The following is a 24,881-nucleotide window of genomic DNA, read 5'->3' on the forward strand; positions in this document are numbered from 1 at the left end:
GACCGGACGGGTCACCACCCTGACCCGCGACCTGAACCGCCAGACCCAACGGTTCACCGAAGCGAACCGCGACCTGACCCGCCAGACCCAGCGGGTCACCGAACTGGACCAGGAACTGAACCGCCAGACCCAACGGTTCACCGAGGCGGCCCGAACCGCCGAGGTGAACCGCCAGCTCGCCGAACAGCAGCTCAAGGCCGAGCGAACCGCCCGAACCGCTGCGGAAGCCGCGGCCCAGCAGACCCGAACCGACGCGGGCGAGACCATCGAACGGTTCACCCAGCTGCTCCAGGACGAGCGGGTCAGGTCGGCCGACCTGGCCGACGAGAACGCCGACCTGCGCGAGGCACTGGTTCAGGGCAACGTACGCCCGATCCGACCCGGCCGCGGCGGTTCAGCCGGTTCACCCACCCCGACCCGACCCGTGAACCAGGACGACGGGTCGGCCCTGGCGCAGATGTTCGCGACCCGACCCGACCCGACCCACTGGACGGCCCGCGAAGCGAAGCGCGTGACCCGGGCCGGCCTGTCGGGTCGGGCACAGCGCCTCGCCGAAGCGGCGAACCAGCACATCGCCGACTGCACCGAACCGACCCACGCCGGCTGCTTCACGAGCCAGCCGACCCACGAGGCCCGAACCGCCTGACCCGCCTGACCCGCCTGACCCGCCTGACCCGCCTGACCCGCCTGGGAGCCTCCGATGAACCCGACCCGCACCAGCGACCAGCCCACACCCACCCGGCCACAGCCCGCCCCCCTTCGCCTGCGGCCACGAAAACACCCCCACCAGCCCACCTGAATCCCCGTTGTTGTGGTTGTTGTTGTCGTTGTTGTTGCGGCCCACCACACCCCCTCCCACCAGCGAAAACGCGCGGAGACCCCGGGCCGAGACGACCACAACAACAACCACAACAACAACAGCCCCGCCCGAACCCCGCCCCGGAGGACCGCGTGACCAGCACCGACGACGGCACCGCCCCGGCCACCCCGGCCGCGGCGCCCGCGCCGCCGCCCGGCTACACGCCGCCGGCCGATCCCGCCCCCGTACGCCCCGTCCGGCCGGTCCGCCCGGTCACGCCCCGCCCCGACCCGCACGACCGCCCGTACACCCGCCCGGTCGTCCCGCTGCGCCCCGTCGCAGCCGGAGCCGCCGAAGCCGCCGGCGCGGTCACCGCCACCGCCCTGGAATTCGGCGGACCCGCCGGCCTGGCCGCCGCAGCCGCCCTCGCCGCCGGTGGCGCCGCGGTGATGACCGGCCGCAAGATGCGCCGCAACCGCCAGCAGACCGGCAGCGTCTTCGGCCCGGGCGGCACCGGGCTCGGGCTCGGCCCCATCGGCCGCGCGGGCACCGGGACCGGGGGCGGGCGCACCGGAGCCGGTGGGCGCGGGCTCGGCGCCGCGGGCCGGACCGGCGGCGGTCTCCTCGGCCGGCTCGGCTCACTGCTCGGCCGCCGCCCGGCCGGCGGCGAAGGCCCCGCCGGGTCGGGCGACGGGCGGCACCGTGCCGGACGCGGAGGCGGCCTGCTGTCGTCGCTGCTGCGCCGCCGAAGCCCAGGAGCCGGTGGCCCGTCGGCTGCGACCGGCCCGCACCCGATCCCCGGGCGAGGCCCCGGTCCCGGCACCGGAGTTGTCGGCGGCCGGGCCGCGAAGCCCGGCGCCGGGGGTACCGCAGGCGGCAAGGCCGACCCCAAGACGGGCGGCACCGGCGGGACCAAGAAGGGCAAGAACTCCAAGACCGGCCGGCACCCGATCCCCGACAAAGTCCCGCCTGACAAGACCACCGGCCCCCGCCCGCCCGCCGTCGGCGACGGCGTCCGCGGCCAGGGCGGCCCGAAACCCCCGCCCACCCCAGCCCCGCCTCCCCGCATGAAAACCGCACCACCGAAGCAGCGCCCCGCTGCTGCCCGACCTGCAGACAAGGACCCCGCCATGGCCACCATGAAACAGCTCATCGAAGCCGTCATCGCCGCCCAGCAGACCGCGAAGGGCTACACCCCTCCGCCCGGCGTCATGCCGATGCTCCACCAGGACTTCTCCCGGCTGCCCGAACTCATGACCGAGTCCGCGAAACTGTGGAAATTCCTCGCCGACGCCACCGCGGCCAAGACCCCGCTCGACCCGCGGGTGAGCGCCGCGATGACCGCCCTGCAGAAGGCCCAGGAGAAACTGAACGCCGCCGCCGCGGCGATCGTCCCGCTGGCGATCAAGGTGTCCGAACAGCGGATCGCCGAGCTCAACGACCCCCGCCACGCGATGTGGGACCACCGCGCCAACCAGGGCTACACCGGCAGCGGCGGCCAGTGACCATGGCCGACCACAAGGAACGGCGCCTGGACTGGAGCCTCGGCCCCGGCACCGGCCCCGCCGTCGGCGCCGTCCTCGCGGGCGGCGCCATGTGGGTCCTGTCCGCGTTCGCCCACGTCTGGGACCTGTCCTCACTGTGGGGGCTGACCCTCGGCGTCGTGTTCGCCGTCGCCGGGATCCTCGTCGCCCACCACTACGGCCAACCCCCCGGCGTCCTGCGGTTCCGCGCCATCTGCTGGCTCACCGCCGGAATCTGGTCCGCGTGGACACTGTCCGGCTTCCAGGGCATCAGGTTCGGGTTCGGCCCCTGGCGGCCCTTCGGCCCCGACGCCGGCCTGGTCATCGGCCCATGGGACCCGTTCGGCCCCGGCTTCCGGCTACTCTCCGCGTTCTCCTCGCCGGGCACACCGTGGGCCGGCGAACCGGTCCTCGGCTTGGCCGTCGGCACCGCCAGCGTCGCCATGATCGGCTGGACCATGGAACGCGCCGAACAACGCCGCCGCGCCGCGGAACTCGCCGCCGCCCAGCAACTCGCCGAAGCCGCCCAACGAAAGGCCGACGGCGCGGACGCCGTCGAGCAGGCCCGCCTGCCCGTCAACGAGCAGGAGGCGATCGCCTTCCGCTGGGCGCCGTTCATCAAGACCATCACCGGCACCACGGTGACCGTCAAAGCCGTCGACATCTGGACTCCGGCGTACGGGTTCACCCTCGACTGCCAGCTGCCCGCCGACGGCACCCTGCTCGGCGACATCAAGGGCTACGAGGAGCAGCTCGCCGCCGCGGCCCCGGAAGGCGACGGCGGGCTGCCCGAGGGCTGCGGCGTCGAGGTCATGCCGCACCCCACCGACGGGATGGGCCGCCGGGACTTCGTCATCAAGGTCACCACCCAGAGCGCCCTCAAGGAAGACGTCCCGTACCCCGATGACCTGTCGCCGCGTTCGATCGCCGACCCGATCGCTCTCGGCGTCGCCTCCGACCGCAAGGAGATCACCGCCCCCGCCCGGTTCGAGACCTGGGTCATGGTCGGCAACACCGACTCGGGCAAGTCCAACCAGCTGTCTGTCATCACCCTCGGCCTCGCCCGCTGCACAGACGTCCTGCTCTGCGGCATCGACCTCACCGGCAACGGCGGCGCCTTCCGCCCGTTCCAGCGCGCCCACCACGAAGGCCGCGCCGACCGGCCCGTCTTCGCCAAAGTCGCGGTCACCGAACTGCAGGCGCGAGCGCTGGTCGCCTCCCTGCTGGAGATCAGCCGCGGGCGCAAGGCCGACTACTCCGACCTGATGTTCGCCAAGGGCAAGGACTACGTGCCGGTCTCCTCCGGCCTCCCCGCCGGCCCGCCGCTGATCATGCTGGTCGTCGACGAGTTCGCCACCCTGCCCGACGACGTCCGCGACGACATCCAGACCCTCGCCGAAACCGGCCGCGGCGGCGGCGTCCGCCTCGTCGCCTGCGCCCTGCAGGCCGTCCAGACCCACATCCCGCTCGGCATCATCGAGCAGGCCCGGATCCGGATCGGCATGCGCATGATGGACGAGAGCAGCCTGCAATACCTGTTCGACCGCCAATGGCGCTCCGGCCGGTTCGACCCCAAGAGCATGCCCTGGAAAGGCTCCGGCCTGGTCATGAACGGCCCTTACTTTCCCGACCGGATCAAGGGCTACCGCGTCGAGCCGTCCTTCATCGACCGCGCCTCGGTCCAGCTCGCCCCGCTGCGCCCCGACCTCGACGAGCCGTCACTCGCCCGTGGCGACAGTGTGACACTGCGCTTGCGCGGCCCCGACGGATTCGAGACCGTCACTTTCGACAACATCTGGTCCGACCCGCACACCGAGACCTACAAGCTGATGTTCGCCAAGACCACCACCACGGCCGGCGCGACCACGCCCGGCCCCGGCCCGGGGACGCCCCCGCCCGCCGGACCCACCCGAGGAGGACCCGTGCACTCCAGCAACGACCCCGCCGGCGACGTCACCGCCGCCTTCGGCGAATTCGGCCAGGCCATGAACGGCCTCGACGACATCATCTCCGACCTCCAGTCAGCCGTCGCCGACGGCGAACAACGTGCCCGCGACGTCGAGCAGCAGTACGGCCCCCGACAGGTCGACCCCGAAGTCGAAGCCCTCAACGCCCTGTTCGACGCCTCCCCCGACACCGACCCCCGCACCACCGGCCCGGCCACCTCACCCACCGACACCACACCGCCTCCGGCCCCGCCCGCTGCCAAGACCGGTCCCGACCACGTCTCCCCGAAACGCCGCGTCCGCCAGATCGTCGTCGCCAACGCCGGCACCGGCGGCGTCTCCGCCCTCGACGTCGAGCGCATCATGCGCGAGGAGAGCTACCCCACGGACCGGACCACCATCACCGGCTGGCTGCGTAACTGGCTGGTCACCGGCGTCGTCATCCAGCCCCAGACCCGCGGCCCCTATCTGCCCGGCCCGAAGATGGGCAACCCGGACGACCCGTTCGCGTGACCCAGCCCCAGCCGCTGGTCGGGTCCGGTATCCGTACCGCACCCGACCAGCCCACCACCCCGGCGCCGCCCCGGCCCGACCCCTACCGCCCACCGGACGGCCCGCCTCTGCCGGACGGGCCGATCTACACCACCGACGGCCCCGGTCGGCCGATGCCCGAAGAGCCCGAACACGGCTACCTGCTCTACCGCGCCTGGAGCCGCCAGCCCGTCGACGGACGCTGGTGGATCCGCGTCTGGCAACACGTCCTGGCCTTCGTGCTCGGCGGCCGTTGCTGGCTGGCCTACCTCGGCATCACCAGCCGCGCCGGGATTGTCCGCGCCGCCGAACACCTCGCGACCAAACACTGGCGACGCGAGATCCACATCTTCGAGATCGACCCCCACGCCGTCTTCCCCACGAAGACCGAGGCCGAGACGTACGAGGCGCAGCGCATCGTCGCCGAATGCCCCCGCTACAACAAGCAGTGGAACGAGCGCTCCCGCAACCCCGGCGCCGTCCACCGCACCCGCCGCATCCTGCCCCGCCACATCGCCGACTGGCGCCGCCAGGCACTCCTGCTCACCACCCGCTGGATCCTGCTCACCATCCTGCTCACCTGGTGGTGCTGGGACGGACCCGGCACCACCGGCCACGCCCTCGCCACCGGCACCGGCCTCGCCGCCGCCGTCCAGCTCGCCACCCGGATCCTGCACCTGGCCATCCGCGGCGAACAGCCGACCAGCGCCCAGCGCCGCCGGATCGCGGACCGCCTCACCCCGCGGTGACCGTCCCCCGGCGGGGCCGGACGCCCGTCTGTGCGGTCGATGCGAATCCTGGCCTGGCCAGCGGGTCCAGGACTATCCGGACATGCTTGAGCTGTCAACCAGGTACCCGACACGGCGCGGCCCGCCATCGACGCGTCTCCCGGCCGTTGCATCTATAGATCTCACCGCCCGATCCGGCACGGCAATCGGCCGACAGAAAATGACGTGTGTTGAGATTGCGCGATTAAGTGGCACGTATTAGCGTCTGATCAGCAGCGCCCGTATCACCCACCTCGTGGAGAGGGGCTCGACGCCGTGCCACCGATCGCTCCCGCGTTCCGTCCCGAACAGGCCGGCCGCCGCGACTTCACCGGCGACGCCGCCTTCGCCGGCCGTCTCTGGGACCTCGTCGCCGCCCACCAGGCCGGCGACCCGGCCGCGTTCGGCGAGCTCTACTCGCTGACCAGGCCCGTCATCACCCGCCACGTCCGCAACCGCATGCTCGCCTACCCGCGGGAAGCCGTCGAGGACCTGGTCCACGACGTCTACGTGTGCGCTCTCGGCGCGATCGGCACGCTCACCCGCGCCACCGCGAGCCCCATGGCCTGGCTGATCACCATCACCCGCAACAAGGTCGCCACCTTCCACCGGTGCAACCCCGCCCGCCGCGAACTCCTCGTCGCCGACTACCAGAGAAACGAGGCGCCCGAGGACCGCCCTCGCGCCCTGCCGCGACGTGCCCGCGACACCACCGACGAGACGGCGGGACAGGTCCTCGCCGACGACACCGCCCGCCATGCGGTCGTCATCGCCCGGGTGGCGCTCGCCCTGCTGACGGACGAACAGCGCAACCCGATCGTGATGCGGCACATGCAGGGCCTCAGCATCGAGGAGACCTCCCGGCGCCTCAAGACCACCACGGGAGCAGTCAAAGGCCTCTGCCTGCGGGGCATCCAGCGCCTGCGCCGGGACGGGGCTCTCGCCGCGCTCGCCACGGGTGCCCCGTGGAGGTCCGCTGCCTGACCAGTCGCCAGGTCGCACGGTCGCGGACCCGCCGGCCCGCCATCCCCAGAACGGGTGGCGGGCCGGTCTGTGTACACCCCGGGCAACGGGCCGGCCCGCGCCTCCGCCGCAGGCCGGCCGCAGTTGATGCCGAATCACGAGGGATCATGTAACGCCTATTTAGATCGGTCAAATGCTGTGCCAGGGTGAAGGCAAGGCATCTCGCCGGGGCCTCACCCTGGCAGGCGCCCCGGCGCGGGGACCACTCCCCGTAGCGCGTACGCAAAGGAGATCGCCATGCCGCTGAACCCGGATCTGTACCAGCTCCCCGCCGACGACGTCGCCATGACCAGGATGTGCGGCGGCAACATCGGCGGCGGAGGCGGCGAGTCCTGCGCCACCCTCGGGGACCTGCCCGGCCAGGCCGGCGTCATCCTCGGCGACAGCAAGCTCGGCGACGCCAGCCCCACGCTGCGCTTCGACGCCGACGAGATGGACGCCCTGGCCCTCGGCTGGGCGACACGGCGTGGCCTGACCCTCTGACAAGAGGCCACACCGGCATCATCGGGCGGGCCGGCGCACCTGCGCCGGCCCGCTTTCTACCAGAAAGAAGCGAAGGCATGGCAGAAACCCCGCTGCACTGGCACGGCTACGGCCCGTGGACAGGAAGTGCCGATACCCTGCGCGCCCAGGAGCACCAGCGCCGTCCCGGACCCGCCCTGACGCCGATGGACCCGGCCACCGGCACGTTCCTGGGAAACTCCCTGCCCCCGATGCAGACCGGCCACTGGCTGCTCCGCCGCACCCAGACCACCGCCGACCAGACCTGGACCGACGTCGACGACGTCCTCGCCTGGCTCACCAAGCAGTACGCCGCCCACCCACCGACACCCCTGGACTCCTACCTCGACCTCGACGCCCGCCTGGACCACTCCCGCGCGGGCCTGCTCGGCGGCGCCGACGCCTGGTGGCACTACTACACCGGTGGCGGCATCGCCGTATACAGCGCCATCTGCTGTCCCCACCGCCATCTGACCCAGATCCCCTGCCCCCTGAAACCCAGCCCTTGACACCAGCAGGAGGAACGGATGGACCTCGACAGCGTCTTCGGCCCCCAGACCGCCGCCACGCTCACCGCAACACCATGGCCCGACAAGCCCTCCACCCACCGCCTGCCCGACGACGCACGTTTCCACGACCTGATCGACGCCGCGACCCTCCGCGGCTACCTCACCACCGGATGCATGCCCGCCACCCGCGTCAACGTGATCAACGCGTCGTCCGCCGTCCACCCCGACGCGTACACCACCCGCGACGGCCGCCTCGACCCCGCCCGGCTCCGCCGCCTGCGCGATGCCGGATGCACCATCCACATGCGTCACCTCGAACAGTGGTACCCGCCCGCCACTGTTCTGACCCACGCCATCCAGCAACACCTGGCCTGCCCCGCCTACGCCTCCGCGTTCACCACCCCCGCCGGGCAGCAGGGCCTGCAATGGCACTGGGACCAGTCCCTGGCCGTCGCCGTCCAGCTCGCCGGCACCAAACGGTGGGAACTCTGGGCACCCCGCGTCACCGATCCCCTGGACGAATGGCAGAACACCCGCCACGTCTGGCAACCCCGATGGGGCGCTGAATACGCGGACGCCGGCCCCGATCAGATCATCGACCTGAGCCCCGGCGACGTCCTGCTGCTGCCCCGCGGCTGGGTCCACAACCCGCATTCCCTGGGTTCCCCCACCGAATCGGTGCACCTGACCGTGATGATTCAGGAACGTACTCCCTGGTGGATCGCCCGTCGCCTCGCCGCCGACACCATCGGTCAGGACGCCTTCCGCGTGGCGCTCTCTGCCGGGGACCTGCAACCCGCTGCGCTGGCCGGCCACGTCGACGCCACCCGCCGCGCGCTGATCCGGTACCTGGAAGACCTGGACGCCACCCAGATCGCCGGGGACCTGTACCGCACGGCGCTGGACGACACCCCCTACGGCGACGTCTGAAACCACATCCCACGTCGGCGGCCGGGTACCTGAGGGTGCCCGGCCGCCGTCGTCTCCGGCACACGGGAATCGAGCTTCCCTCTAACGGGACACCCAGCAGTGTTGCGCCATTTTAGTTCGGTCAAATACAGTTCGGGGTGTGGCCGGGCCTGGACAACCCGCCGCGTCAGAGACAGACCCGCACCCCGGAGGCTCGCAGCCCTCATGCACATCCACACCGGCAAGGTCACCACCCGCAGCGGCGCCCGCACCCACTACGACATCCGCGGACTCGCCCACTGCGGCGCCGGCACCGGCCGCACCCACACGGCAACCCGCCAGCGCGCCGACGCCACCACCGACCTGACCACCATCTGCCGCCGCTGCCTGCCCGCCCTGCGCCGCGCCCTCGCCGACGCCGCCACCACCGGCGACCCCGCCGCGGCCTCCGCCGCCCTCGCCCTGCGCCCACCCGCCCAGGCCGCCCTCGAGGACGCCGCCCGCCTCGCCGAACTGCGCGCCTTCCACACCCGCCTCGCCCACGAGCGCCGCCAGCTGCCCGTCACCCCGCCGAACTACCGGCGCCGCCTGCTGGCCGCACTCGACGCCGGCGGGCCCCTGGACCCGGCCGAGTTCCCCAACCTGTTCCCCGCCGCCGCCTGACGGACACGCACACCCCCGCAGGGCCGCAGCGAGCAGCTACCCCGCCAGCGCGGACGGGAGCGCGCCGAGCGCCTGCAGCGCCTCGACCACCGCCGCCAGGTCCCCGCCGTCGACCACGCCCGGCAGCTGGATCCGCGTCTCCACCCCGTCGGCGAACGCCACGACCAGCGGCCCGGGCCGCCCGTGGAACGGATTCCACGGGTGCAGCTGGCCGGTCGCCACGATCAGCCACTGGGTGTACATGCTGTCGGGCTCGGGGTTCTCCGTCCGCCAGGACGTCTCGTCGGCCTCCTCACGCCAGCCCGGCGTCAGCGCCTGGACCAGCTGGACGATCTGCTGGGCGGCGCTCTGCGCGCCGGCAGGGTGCACCAGCACCGGGGCCTCCCCTCGCACCGGCACCGGGCCGGAAAACAGACGGGCCCCTCTCCTCGAGGAGACGGGCCAGGACGACGTGCAACGACCCCGACTAGACACGAGCGTGCCGGTGCGGGACGGCCTGGCGGACCAGGCGCTTGCCGGCCAGCGGCGCCGCGTTACGGTGCCGCGCCCGCCCGGCCCGCACCGCCTCACTGAACAGGTCGTCCTGCTGGGCCCGGGCGAGCAGGACGTCCAGCCGCTCCTCGGCCCGGGGCGTCCGCTGCCCGCGCGAGCTCTCGCGCCGGCCGTCCCGGTGCCCGACCAGGTACCCGGGCACGACCAGGGCCATCCCCAGCAGCGCCCCGGCCGGAGCGCCGAACAGCATGGCCACCGCCGGCGTGGGCGCATACCAGGTCGCGACGATCGTCCCGGCCATGCACACCACGACCGCGACCGCGGTCATCGTGACAGCCAGGGCCGTGTAGCCGGCGGCACGGCGGGCGGAAGCGGGCAGGGCGGCGAAGATTCGCATGAGGGCTCCCTCGAGGAGGCGGGGTGGGGGTGCTGAGGCAGGGCGCGGGCCGGGCGGGAATGCTCACCGCGGCGGCCGGGTCCAGGCTATGTGCCGGTCTAAAACGGCGCAACAGGACATGCCGTGACTGTTCCCGGCCGAAAAGCATCCGGGTAGGGGCATTCCACCCGCATGTGTTGCGCCATTTTAGATCGGCCGAATAGCCTGTGGGGGCAGCGCCCGAAATGCCCGCTCGTCTCAACCCACGAGGAGAACCCATGCGCCCCGCTACCCAGCCCGCCCCGGCCGGCCGCGCCGCCCACCTCAGCGCCACCCTCATCCGCGCCCACGCCATCCACGCCGGGCTCCCCGACCCCGGCCCGCACTTCGCCGCCGACATCGCCGCCGACGTCAACGCCCGGCGCCTCCCCACCTTCGCCGCCGCCAAGCGCCACTTCCTCGCCGTCCTGCGCGCGGCGCTGCCCGAGACCCCGGTTATCCCGTCGCCCCGCCCGCCCGCCGACCAGCTCCGAGCCGCCTGACACATCCCGGCCCCGCCCCGGAGCCCGGGGCGGGGGCCCTTCCGTGTCACGCACCAGCCACACCCGCCACCCGCGGGTACCGTCGACAGCGGGTGGCCGGAGTAGAGGCCGGCCACCCGAACCCTGACCTCTACCAGGGGAGTACCCGATGCCGACCGACCCGCACGCCCGCTACATCGGCCAGAACGTCGTCTACTGGCGCAAACGCCGAGGCAGGAGCCAACGCGCCCTGGCCGGCCTCGCCGGGATCAGCCAGCCTTACCTCTCCTACATCGAACGCGGCATCAAAGGCGTCGACTCCCGCGCCCTCGAAGCGAAACTCGCCAATGCCCTGGAGATCTCCGTCGCCGACCTCACCGCCCAGCCCGGCACCCCCGCCGACCCGGCCCGCACCACCGCCGCCGCCCACATCCCCGCCATCCGCGAAGCCCTCCTACGCCGCGAACTCGGCGACCGCGGCACCCCAGACCCCACCCTCGACCGCCTCATCGCCGCCGGCGGCGCCTACGACTTCGCCACCGCCGCCCCCCTGATCCCCAACCTCATCCTCGGCTTAAACGGCGCCGACTTCGTGCAGGCCAGCTACTTCGTCGGCTACACCCTAAAACACCTCGGCCACCCAGACCTCGCCATGGCCTCCGCCCGCCTGGCCGTCGCCGAAGCCCGCGAACTCGGCGACCCCGCCTGGATCGGCATCGGCGAGTACATCCGCGTCCACGCCATGCCGATGGAGATGCCCGACGCCCCCACCGCCCTGGCCAAACGCATCGCCGACGAGATCCAGCCCCACACCGGCGACCCGCGCGTACGCCAGGCCTACGGCATGCTCCACCTCTACGCCGCCCTGCGCTCCGCGATCGACGGGAAACGCCCCCTCGCCGTCGACCACCTCACCGAAGCCCGCCAAGCAGCCGACTCCCTCGGCGAACCCACCGGCCTCGGCCACGCCAAATTCGCGTTCGGCCCCACCAACGTCGGATTCTGGGAGACCGGCATCCGCCTCGAGCTCCGCGAACCCCGCCAAGCCCTCGACGCCGCCCGCCGCGTCGACCCCACCCTCATCCCCGTCGCCAACAGACAGGCCCCGTTCTACGCCGACGTCGCCACCGCCCTCGCCCAGATCGGCAAAGACCAGGAAGCCATCGCCACGTTCCTGCGCTCCGAAGCGATCGGCCCACAATGGTTCCGCCTACGGCCCACCGTCTCCGACACCATCGGCGTGATCATCCGCCGCACCAAACGCAACGCACTGTCCACACAGATGCGCTCCGCAGCCGTCGCCACGAACCAGCGCCAACTCCTCAACGACTGATATCCGCTAGTTATCACCGCAGCCCACCGCGCTCCTACCGTCGGGACACATCAAGCAGCCCAGCGCTGTCCTCACCCGACATAAGCGGAGGCTCCCGCAGTGGAAACCAACATCAACCGGCCCCGACGCTGGCCCTGGAACCGCACCCCACCAGCGCCACCCGCAGCCGACCAGCACCTACCCGCTGACGCCATCCCGGACATCCTCGAGAAACTCGCCCTCGAGGGCCGGGCCCCCAGCCAGCCCGTCCTCGACGGGCCCCGGCACGGCGAGCAGCTCCTGTGACCGGCCCCGGCGAACATCAGGAGCCCCGCGCCCTGGACACCCTGCCGCCCGCTCTGCTCCCCATCGCCGCCCGCGGCCTGATGACCATCCACGACCGCGGCCAGCCCTGCGACACCGGATGCCCCGCCGACCGCACCTGCCCGGCCTACCTGTGGGCACTGCACGAACTCTCCCCGTCCGACGGCGACACCGACCCACCCGGCTGACCCGCCCCACGGACACGAAGACACCCTCGGGCACCTGGTATCCCCCTGGTCTACGCCGGGGCAGGCGCCCGAGGGCGTCTTCGTCGCCGGGCGTCTCCTCGAGGAAACGCCCCGGCCAGAACTTCAGCCGAGCGCGGGCAGCCGCTCGACGTGCAGCCCGCGATACATCTTGCGGTGCCGGACGCCGACCCGCGGGTTCCCCGCGTCGATCATCTTCCCGCTGCCCATGTAGATCCCCACGTGCCCGGGCCCGACGACCAGGTCCCCGGGCCGCGCCTGCGACCGCGGGATCCGTTTCGCCTTCGCCGCCTGCTGGTACGACGAGTGCGGCAACGTGATCCCCGCCTTGGCGTACGCCTTCTTCGTCAGCCCGGAACAGTCGAACGCCTTCGGCCCGGTCGCTCCGCGCCGGTAGGCAGAGCCGACCTTCGACCTGGCGTACGCCACGATCTTCGACCGTTTCCGCTGCACCCCGGCCGCAGCCTGTGCGCCGGCCGCGTACCCGGCCGCCTGGGCGCGGACCCGGCCCTGCGCCCGCATCCCGGCGGGCATCACCACACCCGCCACCACCGGCCGCGCACCGGCCACGGCCACCGCTCCCGCCTGCTCAGCGGGTACCACCACGCTCATCACCACAGCGGCGCCGCCGAGCAGCGCACGCACAAGGAAACCGGACAGCGGAGGATCCTCTGTTCGGCCCGGGGCACTCACGCGCATCCCCCTGCCGGCGCCGCCCCGGGACCAGCCTGGCCCCGGGTACCGCGCTGGCCGACGGCCCGTCTGCGAATCCGGGCCGGCGCCGGGGGAACCCGGGCGTCGATAGGTGTCCCCCGCCCCAACCCGTTGATCTTCGGAGCGGCGCGGGTCAATACCCCACCCGGGTGGCGCAGCGCCTCAGCCGCAGGACGCGCCCAGGCCCTGCGCCCAGTGCCGGCTCTCCCCCGACGCCGATCCCGGGACGAACCCGATCAGCCGGTGGCCGTCCTCGCCGTCGGTGAACACCAGGTGCAGGCAGAAGTCACACGGGACCCCGAGCGCCAGCACCAGCCCGGCGTCGGCCGGAGCAGCCCGCGGGAACCGCAGGCGCGCCCGGTCGAGGAACGCACCACGCTGGTCCGCCCGCACCTGCAGACGCCGTTCCAGGCGCTCCACGTCGAGGATCGGAACGTCCGGCCGTCCGAGCACTGCGGTATCCACGCTAGGTCTCCTTGCGCGATTCATCGACGACATTTGTCGTGACGGTACGCGCCCGCACCGTCACTCGCCCACGGCGAGGCGCCCCCAGACCACACCTGCGACCATCAGGACCACACAGACCACCAGGAAGACCGCCACCCGCCGCCGCTCGTACCAACCCCACACGGCCCGAACGGCCGCCCCCAACCGAGTGATCACCGCCCGCCCTCCGGCGCACGGTGCCGGCCCGGCGACGTCGCACCCTCCACCCGGTCCGCGACCTTCTTCCACACCGTCTGGTAGGTCACCACCGCGAGGGTGGCCACCGTCAGCGCCGACGACACCCACCGGTCCGCCGTCAGCGTCCCCTCCAGCACACACGTCACCGCGGCCACGCACACGCACACGGCGATCGTCGCCGCGACCCTCACCTCCGGCGCCCACCGACGCTGCTGGATCACCGCCACGACCAGGGGCGTGAACCAGCCGGCCAGCGCCGACCACATCGCCAGCTCCTGCGACACCGCGTCCGGCGCCCCGCCCATCCCCGCGGCGGCCAGCACCCCGGCCACCACACCCGCCTCCACCACGATCGTCTCCACCCCCGCGAAAACCCCGGGCCACCAACCGCGCACCCGGGCGAAACTTCAATTCCGCGTGCCCGGATCGGCCGGGCACGCGTACCACCGCTGCAGCTCCACCACCCGCGCCTCGTTCTTGCCGTCAGCCAGCACACAGAACGCCTCCCGCAGCTGCTCGTGCTGGCTGTCGCGGTACGACCGGCGCTGCCGCAGGTCGTCCTCGAGGACCGCGATCCGCGAGTACGCGCACACCAGCGCGATCGCCGTCGCCACGACGACCACCGCCACCGACGCCACCGCGAGCGCCGCGGTCAGCCGGCGCGCCGCGATCCGGTCCACGATCGTCACCCTGCTCAGGTCCAGATCCACCGTCGCGATATCCGCGTCGTCCTGGTCAGGCCGGTCCGGCAGCATGGCCGCCACCCTTCACGATGTCGTCCGGGTCCAGGCCGTGGGCCAGCAGCGCGAGCCGCATCCGGGAGACGGTCTCTTTCAGCGCGAGGTTGTCCTCGAGCAGCTTCGTGCACCGGTCGGCCAGCACGTCCCGTTCCCCGCGCAACCGGGTCGCCTCGGCCTCGAGGCGGGCGTCGTACACCGCATCACGGTCGTGGTGCAGCCGGTCCGCGGCGATCCGGTTGTTCTGCGTCGACTGCCTGAGCGCCGACGACGCGGTGAAGATGGCGCCGGCCAGAGCGAGCGCCGCGACGACCACCGTGCCGATCAGCGTCAGCGACGTCGAATCCGCCGCGGCAGCGGCCACCGCAGCCACCGCGAACAGTCGTTCACCGCCCAGCACCACCAGGGCCTGGGCGACAGAGGGATGCGCCACCGGTCACCGCCGCCGGTCCGGCGGCACATGCCGGGCCACCAGATTCGCCACCGCCGCGATCGCCGCGTTCGCCGTCAGCGCCGACCACGACCACAGGTGCCCCTCGAGGACGTACGTCGCGGCCAGGGCGACCAGCCACGCCATGTACCAGGCCGCCGTCAGCGCCAGACCGATCCGCAACAGGCGCCGCTGGCCGAGCTGCTGCTGCCCGAACCCGTAGATCAGAATCCCGGCCAGAGCGAGCAGCCCGGCCCCGTAGGTCCGCATCCCGCCCGGCATCCGGCGCAGCGCCTCGTACGACGGCCCGGCGTACACGCTGTCGCCGTAGGCCAGCATCCCGATCGCCGTCGACGCCACCAGCAGCGTCACCACCCCGGCCAGGGCCTCCCACAGCGTCTCCGACCCGCGGGCACGGGCCCGGACCACCCGGTACAGCCGGACCGCGCCCTCGGCCAGCGCGCTCACCCCCGCGGACCGGCTGTCCCGGGCCGTGCCCGGCTGCAGTGGTTCCCTCGACGGCAGCTCGAACACTGTGGACGTCTCCCCGGGCCGGGCCGGCGTCCCTCGCAGCAGACCCCGGTCCCGGGGCCGAGACGCACACCTCAAGCCAGGTCAGCCCGTCGACGGGGCCGCGATGCCCGTCCGGCCGCCCGCTCGGCTTCCGCGCGCCTTGCGAGTACGCCCCGCAGTCTAGGGGGCTGCCTGGGCGGTGTACCCGGCCCGGCTGGTGATCGAACCTCGAAAGCGGTCAGCCGAACGGCTCAGCACGATCGCGTGTAACAAAGTTTGACAGGCTGACCGCTGTCACATAAAGTTACAGGCATCGGATCGGATGTTTGGAGGCGCCACCCATGACCGCGACCACCCTCACTATCACGAAGCTCAACGAGAACGACCCCACCCAGCTGTTCGGCCACTACGCCAGCGAGTCCGACCCCCAGCCGGTCCACCTGATCCTCGACCTGGAAGACGGCGAGATGACCTGCGCCTACGACGGCGAACCGATCAGTAGCCGCGCCGTCCCGGAGTCCGTCTTCTGCGACCGCGTACGCCGGTACGACATGCCGGCCCTCACCGCGGCCGCCGCCAACCGCCTGCTCGACGAAGCCGCCCCACTGGCCGAACGGATCCTGCGAGGCTCCACGATCGCATGGGACGGCCACAACCACGTCGGCCGCCTCGACGACGACGCGGACGCCGCCGAGGACGAGCTGACCGCCCTGATCGCCGGGTACGACGACGACGCCTACGTGATCACGGAGCTGGAAGCCGCCGACTACTTCGCCAACGCCGACCTGGACGTCACCGCCGACCTCAGCGACGCCGAGCTCGCACAGCTGGTGACCGACCTGGAGAAGGAAGCCCGGACCTCGATGCAGGGCCCGGTCGTCCCGACCGGCTTCGACGACTGCCTGGAACAGCTGCGCGAGGCCGCGCGTGCCGAGATCCGCGAGGATCTCGAGGACGCCGCCGCCGCGTTCGACGAGGCGAGGACCCAGCGGGACACCTTGATCCGCCGCGTACACGGCTGGGGGTCGGACAGCCTGCGCCAGATCGCCGGCCTGGCCGACGTTTCGCACACCCAGGTCGATCGCATCGTCAAGGAAGGGGCCGGCGAATGAAGATCGAGTTCGTCAAGGAGTACCGGGCGAAGGCCAGCCAGCTCACCGACTACCGGATCGCCGGGGACTGGGCGCGCCTCGCCGAACATCTGCAGAACTCCGGGATCACCCTCACCGCAGCCGACGCCGCACGGTGGGCCGACGCCGGCTACCTGCCCGCCGAGGCCGCACCGCTGATATCCGACGGCGTCACGCCGGAGCAGGCCGGCGAACTGGAGGACCTGGCCACCGACATCGCAGGCGGCCCGGAGGCCCGCGCTCTGCAGGTCGTCGACGACCTGGTCCGCGACGGCGTACTGGTCAACCCGGCCCGGGTGAGCTGGCACGAGGACCCGGCCGACCCCACGCACATCATCGTGGACATCCAGCCAGACCCGAACGGCGACAACCCTCGATGACCTGGGAGACGACCGTGACGCTGCGGCACGGTGAGCAGCGATACACCGACCTGCTCGCCGCGATCCGCGCCGATCGGGCTCTCGTCACGGCCATGTGGGCGGACGCAGAGAGCCGCCCCGGCGAACTGGACGTACCCGGCACCCACTGGACGGTCACCGTCCTCGAGGACGGCACCCCTGCGGCGTGGTGCGCCGCCCGCGTCCAAGACGACGGGGTGATCAAATGCCACTCCAACTACGAGGTCCGGGCCCACCGCGGCTGCGGGCTGTACGAGGCCGCCTTCCACGGCCGGCACCACGACGTGATCCTGGCGTACAAGCTGCCTGCGGTGACATACCTGTTTGCCCAGCCCATCGCCCTGCACGCGGCGAAGGGCTGGCAGCGCACCGGCCTCGTCGGCGTCAGCGGTTCCGGCCACCGGTGGTGGGAACTGCGCCGCCACTGAGCCGCCGGTTTCGTCATCCGATTGTGTAGCGCACTAGACATGACCGTGTAGCGCGCTCTACGGTTGTGGCATGAGCGACAACACGATGGTCATCCCGGCAGGACGCAACTACCAGAACGGCGACTGCGCCACCCTCGCCACCGCCATCTGGGAGATCGCCTTCCTGCCCACCGGCGAATGGAAAATCGCCATCTTCGAAGGAGCCGGTGCCCACGTCGTCGCCATCACCCCCGACGGCCGCTACCTCGACAGCCTCGGCATCCGTACCGAGGCCGACATCCGCGGCAACTGGTACGAGAAACTCACCATCGTCAACTCCGCCGAGGGCCTCTACGCCGAAGGCTGGGATGCCGGATGCCAGGCCGACGACTACCGGGCCGCCCTGGCCGTCCTCGAGAACGCCGGGCTCGCCACCGACGACGCCCGCGACCGCGCCGCCCACGAGATCGAGAAGCTGGAGGACTAGCACCTTGACCAGCACCACTGACACCGGACTGGACAGCCTCCGCGCCGGGATCCGGGAATCCCGCGACCGGATCGACCGGCTCACCGCCGAGCTCACCGCCGAGACGGGCCGCCGCGACGATCTGATCCGTTCCGCCCTCGCGGCGGACGGAGGCGCAACCGACCTGGCGAAAGACGCCGGGTTCAAAGACCGCTCGCGGGTCTACCAGATCCGCGACCGGCGCCGCTGAAAACGGGCACCCAGGGCACCCCGCGATCACCCACTACAAGGAGCCGGCATGACCACCGCGCCCGAGCCCGTCTACACCGCCGCCGACATCCCCGGCCTGCGCCGCGACCTGGCCGACTGGTACAGCAGCTCCCGGGGCTCACAGTTCTACTTCGACGCGATCGTCACCGGCCACCAGCACATCCGCCCCGCCGGCCCACCGGAACACGTGGCCGTGCAACTGGCGGCCGCGGAGACGAAGCGCCTACGCGAAGCCGACCTCTGGTACGTCGACGACGACCTGTGCGCCCTGCTGGAGGCCGCCCACCCCACCATGCCCGCCTTCGCACCCCAGCCCCACGACCTGCCCAGCAAACAAGGGTTCGTGATGTTCGCCCGCCCGATCGCGGCCTACACCGGCCAGGACAACCGCGTCGACGACGTCGTCGACACGATGACCCGCGCGGACGGGGACGACACCATGCGGGCCACCGCCGAACGCCTCTACGACGAGGACGTAACCATCATCGGCGCCTCCTGGGGGCCCCAGAGCAACCCGCGCTGGCCCGCCGGCGGCCTGTGGGTGTCGTTCTACTCTCGCTCCCGGCTCCACCTGCCCGGGATCCTGGACGAGCGGACCCTCCAACGAGCCCGCGCACTGCTGCCCCCGCTGACGGTGGACAACGAGGCGGCACTCGCATGGCGGCCAGCAGGGCAGAGCCCCGAGGAGTATCTGCTGCACGGCCAGCAGGGCCAAGACGGCACCATCGCCTGGACCCGCCTGCTGTTCGCCGCGTTCCAACTGGCCGCCCAGAACAACCTGGCCGAGACCGAGCACCAACCCACCCCGCGGCCTGAACGCCGGCGTACCGAGCGAGCAGGCCTGCCCCCGCGTGACGTACGGGTGGTCCGGCTGCGCCGCACGGTCACCGGTGCCCGCGATGCCGAGCAGACCGGCGGCGAGAACAGCCGGGAGTGGCGGCACCGGTGGGTGGTGCGCGGACACTGGCGCAACCACTGGTACCCCACGCTGTCCGACCACCGGCCCAAATGGATCGCCCCGTACCTCAAAGGCCCGGACGGCGCCCCGCTCATCGGCGGCGAAAAGGTCACCGTGGTCACCGCATCGCCACCGGACGCCTGACCACCCGCGCCCTACCCCAGCGTCACCCCGCGGCGTGCCGACTGCCCGCCGCAGCCGGCCCGCCCGGCCGCGGCATCGGCACCACCCCACGCGGCGGGATCGGCTCGACCATCGTGGCGTCCGGCCGCCGCATCACCGAGGTCCGTTCCACCGCGACTGGCCCGGGTAGCGCCGGTACGGCCCTCGGCACCGAGGCCTCGGCCAGCTCTGCCACCGGGGCCTGGCCGAAGGCCTGCGCCACCCGCTCCAACGGCATCCCGGCCCCGACCGGCATCGCCGCGGCCAGGTGCAGCATCAACAGCACCAGGTCCGCCGCCCCCAGGCTCGCCGCCGCGAACCGCCACGTCCCGGCCGGCCCGGCCAGCACCGGCTCCGGCTCGAGCAGCCCGCCAACCGTCAGCGTCCACAGCCCCCGCTGTGTCCACCGCCACCGGTGACCACCCTGCCCGTCGTGTTCTTCCACCGCGTGCGGGCCCAGCGCCTCCCGGACCGTCGCGGCGAACCGGGTCACCCCGGCCGTCAGTTCCGCCAGCCGCGCCGACGCCGCCCCGTCCTGCTGATCGTCGAACCTCAACACGTCACCGCCTCCTGCTCACCGGGGAACACGACACCCGGCTGCCCGCCGAGCGCATCCGCCCACAACATGACCGTCGCCATCTCCGGTACCGACCGGCTGTTGCTCTCCAGGTACGACACGAAGTCCTGCGACCGGCCCATCCGGGCCGCCAACGCGACCTGCGTCAACCCCCTCTCCACCCGGCGCCGCCGCATCCCCGCCCGGAACGCCTCCCACCGCACCAGAACCTCCACCGACGGCGCCGGCACACTCACCGCCCCCGCACCGGTGACGTACCGGCACCCGGCAGCCCGGCAGCAACTGGCACCCGCCCAGGCAGATCCGGCCGTGCGTCCAGCACCGCAGCGGCCACCGCGACCAGGCCCCGGCCCGCCACCGCCCGCCCGCCCATCGCCAGCAGCGCCCGCTCCGGCACCGCCGACTCCACGCGCACCACCCGCCACCCCCGGCCCGCTCCCGGCCCCAGGTTCACCCAGACGGCCAGCCACCCCACGGCAGCGACCAGCCGCATCGGCCACGGCACCATCCCCGGCGTGAACCCGGCAGCCCGCAGCCACGCCTCCACCACCGCCTGCCCCGACGGCCCGCCCGGCAACGGCACCAGATACCCGGTACACGGACCCTCGAGGCCGTCCACGACGCCCACCGCCTCCACCAGCGACATCCCCGGCAGCTCCGGAGCCGGCGCAGGGAACCGCCGTACCTCGACCGCCCCGGCCACCCGCGGCCGCGCCACACCCACCGCACCCTGCCGCGGCACCACCGCGCCCGGGGCGGCCACACGATCCGGGCCGCCCGCCCACGGGCTCACCATCACCGGCGCCCGCCCGGCGAGCTCGGCCAGCCACCGGTCCACCCACCCCGACAGCAGGCAACACGGCCGCACCAGCCGAACCGTGAACCCGGCCGCGGCCATGGACGTCATCGTGACCGCCTGCGGCCACGTCGGCACCTTCCCCATCGCCTTCAGCTCCCACGCCTGCGGACGCCCCGCCGGTGACCAGAGCAGCAGATCCGGCATCCCCGGCTGTTCCATCCGCGAATCACCCGAGTGGAAGTGCCCCAGCCCGTAGAAGTTCGGCCCCAGCAGCCCACCTAGATCCCCCGCCCGCGGCTTGCGGGTCAACGCGCTGCGCAACGACTGCCTCCCGGTCCCCGCGGTCTTCGGCGGGTCCTCCGTCCACCCCGCCCACGCCGGATCCTCCCGCTGCGGCACCGGCCGGCCACCGGAGCTCGGCCGCTGGTAGTCGCAGCCGCACTCCTCCCACAACCCGACGTCCGCGTCACCGACAGGCGCGGTCCGCAGCACCGGCGGCGCCCCGCCCGGCTCCAGCAGACCACCCTCGGCCACCGGCGTCACGTACTTGCGTGCCGCCTGCCACGGCACCCGCGCCCTAGCCACGTGCACCGTACGGGCAGACCGCCTCGTGACCCGCCAGCTCGGCCGCCTGCGCCGCCTGCGACACCGCACCCGGCGCACCCAGCCCGCACCACCGGCACTCCCACCACCACCCGACCCGCAACAGCACCCGGCTCAGCGTGCCCACGTGCACCGCCTCCCGCTTTCCGCCGGGCACGGCGACCCAGAACGACTGCCGCACCCCGCCGAGCGCCGTGTCACGGCACTCGGCCACCACCCCGGCAGGCCACGGCAGGCCCATCACCCGCGTCCCCACCGGCAGCATCAGGCCAGGGTTCACGACCCCGGCCCGGCGCATATCCAGCACCGCACCCGTGCCCGTCCAGTCGTCGGCCGGCACGCCTGGGCCCGCCCCGACCGCGGCCCGCAGCACCTGAGCCCGCGACCGCACCGCCGCCACCTGCAACCGGCGCCGCAACTCCGGCACCGGAACACTGCGCTCGCCCACCGTCCGTACCGCCATGAGGATCTCCGATCGGGTGAAGCCGAAAAAGAATGGCGCAACACCACCTACCGCCATAAAACACGACGTAAAGTAGGAGGCTCGCAGCGCTCCACCACCCGGAACCGGGAACCACGTCGCATCGCAGCCGGCACAACCCGAAACCCCGAGTGTCCAGAACCCAACCACGGCCACCCCCGGCCGACGCGGGCCGCGCTGCCTTCTACCCGAACGGAGGCACCCCTGTGACGGACGCACCCCACAGCGCCGGTGCCCTCGGGGTCTCCGCAGCCTGCCGGTACCAGATCCACCGGGCGGCGACTACTGCCGCATTTAAGAAATAGGCCGCAATCTCTACAACATCCTAGGATGCGCGAGAGGATGTGCAGGCCAGGACACAAAATCCACTCACGCCCATCCACCTCATGCCCGCCCTGACCCGGCACCCGGCCACTCTTCACCGGGCATCGGCGCCCCGGCCGCGGCCAACGCCCGGTCCCACCGGGGACCCGCAGCCGCAGGACGACCAGATCCAGATAAAAGCCAATATGACCAGCTCAGCAGGAGCCCCGGCAGAGTGACAGGACTTGCCTCAGCCGCCCTCGAGTCGCCAGGGTCGCGGGCGTGACCACACCGCCCGCGCAGAACCGGCTACTGCCCCGCCCCCTGCTGATCGCCCTCTGGATTCTCGCCGGGCTCGGCCTGGCCGCCGTCAGCATCCTGGTACTCACGGTCGCCGGGATCGTCGGGTCCGGCGCCGCTGCCACCCTCGACCCCGACGACAAGGTCGCCCGGGACCAGACCTTCACCGCCGCCGACCCCAACGGCTCGGCCGCCTGCGACTGGCTCGACATGGCCGCCCACGGCATCGCCGACGAAGCCCAAGCCTGGGAACTCGCCACCACCGCGACGACCCCGGCGATCCGCGACGCCACCACCGCAGCCGAACTCCGCGCCGCGTGCGTGGCGGCCGGCGCGAACATGCGCCCCTGACCGCTGCCTGCCTCACCAGTGCGAAGTACTGCGAAGCTCAATGCGAAGTACTGCGAAGCTCAAAGGGCCGGCGCCCCAGCATCGCGAAGATGCCAGGCGCCGGCCCTTTGCCGTCGCGTCCCGGGACAGCCACCACAGCCACGTCCGGGGTCCATGATCGATAGTCCAGGGTCAACCGGACTGTGACCGGCAGAAACTATCGGCTCCCGGATGCGCTGGCAAGTTCGCATACCCGCCGGAACCTCCCACCTGCGGGCGACCCGCAGGTACCCCTACTGGAAACCGGCCACCGGAACCACGTAATGTGGTCTTGCGCGGATAGGTGAGCGGATCGGTGCGATTCGCGTGGACGGCCCGCCCTGGGTGAGAGGGCGGGCCGTCTCCCTTTCCCCGAGTTCGTCCCGTCCGCGCTGGTGAGCCCCCACCCGCACCCCGGCACCGAGGCTCTAGGGTGGACGCCGGACATCGGTGTACGCGGCAACCACACCAGACACGCACCACCCCGGGCCTGGACACCCGGGAACCCTCTCCTTGCCCTGCCCCGCCTCGAACGGCCCCTCCGGTGGCGAGATTCGCAGCCTCACCACCACCACGGGCCGCCGAGCAGGAACCAGAGCCAAGGGGCGCCTGTCTCGCCGCGCACACCCACAGGGAGCAGCGGGAGGCCAACGTTGTACGACCACCAAGACTCCGAGATCTGCCTGATCGGCAACCACCCCCACCCCGGCCCCGGCCGCTGCTGCACCCGCCACCTCGACCGCATCCGCGACCAGCTCGCCGGCGTCGCGGCCATGACCGGCCGCCTCCCCGCCCAACTCGTCCCCGGTTCCCCCGCCGCCGACCCCGGCCAGAAAGTCGCCACCTCACGCGTCGGCTCACCCACCCCGGCGAACCTCGCCGTCCTCTCGCTACTCGCCCCCGGCGGCCGCGAGATCCGCCGCGACGCCCGCATGCTCGCCCCCCAGGTCCGCCGCTGGACCACCACCTCCACCTACGACGTCACCGTCATCCGCGACGGCCAACCGGTCACCGAACGTAAAACCCTGCCCACCTGGCACTCCGAGATCGTCACCGACGGCTACCTGCACCACGACTGCCGCTGCGGCACCCCCCACCGCCCCCAACGGCGCCCCGTCCTGCGCATGGACGACGACCAGGTCGGCCTCATCCCACCCGCCGAATGGCTCGACTCCTGGGTCCGCCGCTGGCGGATCGCCCTGCACCACACCCGCAGCCCCCTCAAAGCCCGGGTGTCGCTGGCCTGCGACGCCGACCAGGCCCGCCGCCTGCACCGCGCCACGACCGGCGAACGCCTCCGCGCCGCCCGCCGTTCCCCGGCGCTGATGCCCGCGGTCGCCCAGCTCATCGTCCTGCAGCGCCTCTACGAACAGCAGCTCGCCGCCGACCACGCCCAGGTCCGCGCCGCCCTACTCGGGATCCGCCACGACGGCCCCGACCACCAGCAGCGCGTCGACACCGCCCTGCACCCCACCGGTGCGCTCACCCCCGGCCGGACCGAACACGACGCGGTCGCCGCCGGCTGGGCCGTCCGGTTCGGCGCCACCCAGACCGCCGCCGCCGTCCAAGTCGACGCCGCCTACCTCGCCGAATGGGCCGTCCTGGCCGCCGACACCGACCACCCGGACGTCGACCTCCCCGCCTTCGCCGCCGAACTCGCCGCCCTGCACGCCGAACTCCAGCACGTCCTCGGCTACACATCCGACGAACAGTGGATCGGCCGCTGCCCCACCCAACTACGCGACCTCGACGGCACCGACACCGACCGGGTCTGCGGCTACGGCCTCTGGCACGACCCCTACCGCACCCGCATCGAATGCCCCCGCTGCCACTCCTTCTGGGACCAGCGCGAATGGCTCCCCCTCGCCCGCCTCATCCGCACCAAATGGCCCATCGACCGGCGCCGCCGCTACACCCAGACCGACCGCGACCTCGCCGAAGCCGCCCACGACTACCTGCCCCACTGCCACGCCTGCGACGAACCCCTCACGATCGGCTGGAAAGAGGTCACCGGCCGCGGCCGCGACACCACCCCCTACTGGACACCCGCCACCCTCACCTGCCCCGACCAATGCCTCACCGGCACCGCCCTCACCCCCGCGGCCGCCGCATGAACGGCCAACAACGGATGCCCGGCCGCACCTCACCCGCCTGGTGCCCCGTCTGCCGCTGCCCACC

General features: G+C 72.4%; 34 protein-coding genes. 21 read left to right on the forward strand and 13 right to left on the reverse strand.

The features are described 5' to 3' along the window. From QSK32_RS42340 to QSK32_RS42380, 9 genes are all read left to right on the forward strand, one after another. On the forward strand, nucleotides 1-646 hold a 646-nt coding region (locus QSK32_RS42340; protein ID WP_285475151.1), incomplete at its 5' end, for a hypothetical protein. 305 nt (nucleotides 647-951) lie between these two features. After that, a complete protein-coding gene (locus QSK32_RS42345; RefSeq protein ID WP_285475152.1) occupies nucleotides 952-2,304 on the forward strand; it encodes a hypothetical protein in 1,353 nt (450 codons plus the stop codon). A gap of 2 nt (nucleotides 2,305-2,306) precedes the next feature. After that, nucleotides 2,307-4,781 carry an FtsK/SpoIIIE domain-containing protein gene (locus tag QSK32_RS42350; RefSeq protein ID WP_285475153.1) on the forward strand — a complete coding sequence of 825 codons (2,475 nt, stop codon included), beginning with the start codon at nucleotides 2,307-2,309 and terminating at the stop codon, nucleotides 4,779-4,781. Further along, on the forward strand, nucleotides 4,778-5,548 hold the full coding sequence (locus tag QSK32_RS42355) for a hypothetical protein (RefSeq protein ID WP_285475154.1): 771 nt from the start codon (nucleotides 4,778-4,780) through the stop codon (nucleotides 5,546-5,548). The genes QSK32_RS42350 and QSK32_RS42355 overlap by 4 nt, the downstream gene beginning before the upstream one ends. Nucleotides 5,549-5,842: 294 nt before the next feature. Further along, complete coding sequence (locus QSK32_RS42360; RefSeq protein WP_285475155.1) at nucleotides 5,843-6,550, forward strand: RNA polymerase sigma factor; 708 nt, start codon at nucleotides 5,843-5,845, stop codon at nucleotides 6,548-6,550. Between the two features lie 276 nt (nucleotides 6,551-6,826). Further along, nucleotides 6,827-7,072, forward strand: coding sequence for a DUF397 domain-containing protein (locus tag QSK32_RS42365; RefSeq protein ID WP_285475156.1), 246 nt, complete (start codon nucleotides 6,827-6,829; stop codon nucleotides 7,070-7,072). 77 nt (nucleotides 7,073-7,149) lie between these two features. Beyond that, nucleotides 7,150-7,599 carry a hypothetical protein gene (locus QSK32_RS42370; protein WP_285475157.1) on the forward strand — a complete coding sequence of 150 codons (450 nt, stop codon included), beginning with the start codon at nucleotides 7,150-7,152 and terminating at the stop codon, nucleotides 7,597-7,599. Between the two features lie 18 nt (nucleotides 7,600-7,617). Next, nucleotides 7,618-8,529, forward strand: a complete 912-nt coding sequence (locus QSK32_RS42375; RefSeq protein ID WP_285475158.1) for a JmjC domain-containing protein — start codon at nucleotides 7,618-7,620, stop codon at nucleotides 8,527-8,529. Between the two features lie 204 nt (nucleotides 8,530-8,733). Beyond that, nucleotides 8,734-9,171: a hypothetical protein gene (locus QSK32_RS42380; protein WP_285475159.1), complete on the forward strand. Its 438-nt coding sequence runs from the start codon at nucleotides 8,734-8,736 to the stop codon at nucleotides 9,169-9,171. Between the two features lie 36 nt (nucleotides 9,172-9,207). On the opposite strand, the gene QSK32_RS42385 is transcribed toward QSK32_RS42380, so the two are convergent. Both QSK32_RS42385 and QSK32_RS42390 read right to left on the reverse strand, forming a co-directional pair. Next, nucleotides 9,208-9,546, reverse strand: a complete 339-nt coding sequence (locus QSK32_RS42385; RefSeq protein ID WP_285475160.1) for a hypothetical protein — start codon at nucleotides 9,544-9,546, stop codon at nucleotides 9,208-9,210. Nucleotides 9,547-9,637: 91 nt separating this feature from the next. After that, nucleotides 9,638-10,060 carry a hypothetical protein gene (locus QSK32_RS42390; RefSeq protein WP_285475161.1) on the reverse strand — a complete coding sequence of 141 codons (423 nt, stop codon included), beginning with the start codon at nucleotides 10,058-10,060 and terminating at the stop codon, nucleotides 9,638-9,640. 257 nt (nucleotides 10,061-10,317) lie between these two features. Between QSK32_RS42390 and QSK32_RS42395 the strand changes: the two genes are divergently transcribed. The 4 genes from QSK32_RS42395 (at nucleotide 10,318) to QSK32_RS42410 (ending at nucleotide 12,384) form a co-directional block, all read left to right on the forward strand. Next, on the forward strand, nucleotides 10,318-10,581 hold the full coding sequence (locus QSK32_RS42395) for a hypothetical protein (RefSeq protein WP_285475162.1): 264 nt from the start codon (nucleotides 10,318-10,320) through the stop codon (nucleotides 10,579-10,581). 148 nt (nucleotides 10,582-10,729) lie between these two features. Continuing rightward, nucleotides 10,730-11,893 carry a helix-turn-helix domain-containing protein gene (locus tag QSK32_RS42400; RefSeq protein ID WP_285475163.1) on the forward strand — a complete coding sequence of 388 codons (1,164 nt, stop codon included), beginning with the start codon at nucleotides 10,730-10,732 and terminating at the stop codon, nucleotides 11,891-11,893. Between the two features lie 99 nt (nucleotides 11,894-11,992). Then, nucleotides 11,993-12,178 carry a hypothetical protein gene (locus QSK32_RS42405; RefSeq protein WP_285475164.1) on the forward strand — a complete coding sequence of 62 codons (186 nt, stop codon included), beginning with the start codon at nucleotides 11,993-11,995 and terminating at the stop codon, nucleotides 12,176-12,178. Then, nucleotides 12,175-12,384, forward strand: coding sequence for a hypothetical protein (locus QSK32_RS42410; protein WP_285475165.1), 210 nt, complete (start codon nucleotides 12,175-12,177; stop codon nucleotides 12,382-12,384). Before QSK32_RS42405 ends, QSK32_RS42410 begins: the two co-directional genes overlap by 4 nt. Nucleotides 12,385-12,507: 123 nt before the next feature. Here QSK32_RS42410 and QSK32_RS42415 read toward each other — a convergent pair whose 3' ends face one another. The 7 genes from QSK32_RS42415 to QSK32_RS42445 all read right to left on the reverse strand — a co-directional run bounded on the left by QSK32_RS42415 (nucleotide 12,508) and on the right by QSK32_RS42445 (nucleotide 15,501). Beyond that, a complete protein-coding gene (locus tag QSK32_RS42415; protein ID WP_285475166.1) occupies nucleotides 12,508-13,047 on the reverse strand; it encodes a C40 family peptidase in 540 nt (179 codons plus the stop codon). A gap of 231 nt (nucleotides 13,048-13,278) precedes the next feature. After that, nucleotides 13,279-13,581, reverse strand: a complete 303-nt coding sequence (locus tag QSK32_RS42420) for a hypothetical protein (RefSeq protein ID WP_285475167.1) — start codon at nucleotides 13,579-13,581, stop codon at nucleotides 13,279-13,281. A 60-nt stretch (nucleotides 13,582-13,641) separates the two neighbouring features. Then, nucleotides 13,642-13,779, reverse strand: a complete 138-nt coding sequence (locus QSK32_RS42425) for a hypothetical protein (protein ID WP_285475168.1) — start codon at nucleotides 13,777-13,779, stop codon at nucleotides 13,642-13,644. Beyond that, nucleotides 13,776-14,162 (reverse strand): hypothetical protein, encoded by a 387-nt coding sequence (locus tag QSK32_RS42430; protein ID WP_285475169.1) that lies wholly within the window; start codon nucleotides 14,160-14,162, stop codon nucleotides 13,776-13,778. The genes QSK32_RS42425 and QSK32_RS42430 overlap by 4 nt, the downstream gene beginning before the upstream one ends. A gap of 45 nt (nucleotides 14,163-14,207) precedes the next feature. Beyond that, nucleotides 14,208-14,555 (reverse strand): hypothetical protein, encoded by a 348-nt coding sequence (locus QSK32_RS42435; RefSeq protein WP_285475170.1) that lies wholly within the window; start codon nucleotides 14,553-14,555, stop codon nucleotides 14,208-14,210. After that, a complete protein-coding gene (locus tag QSK32_RS42440; RefSeq protein WP_285475171.1) occupies nucleotides 14,536-14,970 on the reverse strand; it encodes a hypothetical protein in 435 nt (144 codons plus the stop codon). Before QSK32_RS42440 ends, QSK32_RS42435 begins: the two co-directional genes overlap by 20 nt. Nucleotides 14,971-14,973: 3 nt before the next feature. Beyond that, nucleotides 14,974-15,501 (reverse strand): hypothetical protein, encoded by a 528-nt coding sequence (locus tag QSK32_RS42445; RefSeq protein ID WP_285475172.1) that lies wholly within the window; start codon nucleotides 15,499-15,501, stop codon nucleotides 14,974-14,976. Nucleotides 15,502-15,821: 320 nt separating this feature from the next. Between QSK32_RS42445 and QSK32_RS42450 the strand changes: the two genes are divergently transcribed. The 6 genes from QSK32_RS42450 (at nucleotide 15,822) to QSK32_RS42475 (ending at nucleotide 19,253) form a co-directional block, all read left to right on the forward strand. Next, complete coding sequence (locus QSK32_RS42450; protein WP_285475173.1) at nucleotides 15,822-16,592, forward strand: hypothetical protein; 771 nt, start codon at nucleotides 15,822-15,824, stop codon at nucleotides 16,590-16,592. Continuing rightward, a complete protein-coding gene (locus QSK32_RS42455; protein ID WP_285475174.1) occupies nucleotides 16,589-16,990 on the forward strand; it encodes a hypothetical protein in 402 nt (133 codons plus the stop codon). The genes QSK32_RS42450 and QSK32_RS42455 overlap by 4 nt, the downstream gene beginning before the upstream one ends. Beyond that, nucleotides 16,987-17,436, forward strand: coding sequence for a hypothetical protein (locus QSK32_RS42460; protein ID WP_285475175.1), 450 nt, complete (start codon nucleotides 16,987-16,989; stop codon nucleotides 17,434-17,436). The genes QSK32_RS42455 and QSK32_RS42460 overlap by 4 nt, the downstream gene beginning before the upstream one ends. 70 nt (nucleotides 17,437-17,506) lie before the next feature. Next, nucleotides 17,507-17,902 carry a hypothetical protein gene (locus QSK32_RS42465; RefSeq protein WP_285475176.1) on the forward strand — a complete coding sequence of 132 codons (396 nt, stop codon included), beginning with the start codon at nucleotides 17,507-17,509 and terminating at the stop codon, nucleotides 17,900-17,902. A 4-nt stretch (nucleotides 17,903-17,906) separates the two neighbouring features. Next, nucleotides 17,907-18,131 (forward strand): hypothetical protein, encoded by a 225-nt coding sequence (locus QSK32_RS42470; protein ID WP_285475177.1) that lies wholly within the window; start codon nucleotides 17,907-17,909, stop codon nucleotides 18,129-18,131. Nucleotides 18,132-18,179: 48 nt separating this feature from the next. Continuing rightward, complete coding sequence (locus QSK32_RS42475; RefSeq protein ID WP_285475178.1) at nucleotides 18,180-19,253, forward strand: hypothetical protein; 1,074 nt, start codon at nucleotides 18,180-18,182, stop codon at nucleotides 19,251-19,253. 22 nt (nucleotides 19,254-19,275) lie between these two features. Here the strand turns inward: QSK32_RS42475 and QSK32_RS42480 are convergent, their stop codons facing one another. Genes QSK32_RS42480 through QSK32_RS42495 form a run of 4 tightly spaced genes read right to left on the reverse strand, consistent with a single transcriptional unit; the run spans nucleotide 19,276 to nucleotide 21,713 of the window. After that, entirely contained in the window at nucleotides 19,276-19,830 is a 555-nt protein-coding gene (locus tag QSK32_RS42480) for a hypothetical protein (protein WP_285475179.1), read from the reverse strand. Next, a complete protein-coding gene (locus tag QSK32_RS42485; protein WP_285475180.1) occupies nucleotides 19,824-20,084 on the reverse strand; it encodes a helix-turn-helix domain-containing protein in 261 nt (86 codons plus the stop codon). The genes QSK32_RS42480 and QSK32_RS42485 overlap by 7 nt, the downstream gene beginning before the upstream one ends. Beyond that, entirely contained in the window at nucleotides 20,081-21,232 is a 1,152-nt protein-coding gene (locus QSK32_RS42490; protein ID WP_285475181.1) for a hypothetical protein, read from the reverse strand. Before QSK32_RS42490 ends, QSK32_RS42485 begins: the two co-directional genes overlap by 4 nt. Beyond that, complete coding sequence (locus QSK32_RS42495; RefSeq protein WP_285475182.1) at nucleotides 21,225-21,713, reverse strand: hypothetical protein; 489 nt, start codon at nucleotides 21,711-21,713, stop codon at nucleotides 21,225-21,227. The genes QSK32_RS42490 and QSK32_RS42495 overlap by 8 nt, the downstream gene beginning before the upstream one ends. Before the next feature lie 603 nt (nucleotides 21,714-22,316). On the opposite strand from QSK32_RS42495, the gene QSK32_RS42500 reads away from it, so the two are divergent. Together QSK32_RS42500 and QSK32_RS42505 are read left to right on the forward strand one after the other, a co-directional pair. Next, a complete protein-coding gene (locus QSK32_RS42500) occupies nucleotides 22,317-22,685 on the forward strand; it encodes a hypothetical protein (protein WP_285475183.1) in 369 nt (122 codons plus the stop codon). A gap of 671 nt (nucleotides 22,686-23,356) precedes the next feature. Beyond that, entirely contained in the window at nucleotides 23,357-24,817 is a 1,461-nt protein-coding gene (locus QSK32_RS42505) for a hypothetical protein (protein WP_285475184.1), read from the forward strand. Nucleotides 24,818-24,881 lie beyond the last annotated feature (64 nt).

This window comes from Actinoplanes sp. NBRC 101535 (assembly GCF_030269225.1).
GTDB classification, from domain to species: domain Bacteria; phylum Actinomycetota; class Actinomycetes; order Mycobacteriales; family Micromonosporaceae; genus Actinoplanes; species Actinoplanes rectilineatus.